The organism is Xanthomonas sp. SHU 166 (assembly GCF_000364685.1).
GTDB classification, from domain to species: domain Bacteria; phylum Pseudomonadota; class Gammaproteobacteria; order Xanthomonadales; family Xanthomonadaceae; genus Xanthomonas_A; species Xanthomonas_A sontii.
The window spans coordinates 1-445 of record NZ_AQOJ01000384.1 but is presented as its reverse complement, the minus strand read 5'-3'; the positions used below and the strand labels follow the sequence as shown (position 1 = coordinate 445).

Annotated in this window: 1 protein-coding gene; it reads left to right on the top strand. The window is 59.8% G+C overall.

Translation table 11 applies throughout. The features are described from left to right. Positions 1–68: 68 nt before the first annotated feature. Positions 69–445, top strand: a 377-nt coding sequence (locus D180_RS10660) for a hypothetical protein (protein ID WP_198526543.1), incomplete at its 3' end; no start/stop codon positions are given.

The following is a 445-nucleotide window of genomic DNA, read 5'->3' as shown; positions in this document are numbered from 1 at the left end:
CCCGAATCAAGAACGACAAGCACCCAGCCTCCGGGCCCAAGCCATTGACATCGCGCCGACCCGCCGGTATGGCCGACATCGAATGGCTCGGCCAGCAGGCCTGCGACGAATTCTTCAAGCTGCACGAGAACGAAGTGTTCAAAGGCGTGGGGACCCAGGCCGTCCTCTTGCCGCCGCACGGCGTACCGGCCAGTCGATCACCCAACAGCGGAGGCGCGGTCATCGAGGCATTTCCCCATGGGCTGGCTCATGGAAGCATGATGACTGCACTCTTGGGCTACTTGGCCTTCGGCGCCTTGGTGATGATGCCCCCTTTGATCTACATCGTCTTCGATGCGACCTTTGATCGCGTACTAGGACTTAGCTACTTCGGGTTGATCGGACTCATGGTTTTGCTGGCTAGCGCACTTCTCATGCTCCGCTTCGACCTCATCGGCTACCGCTA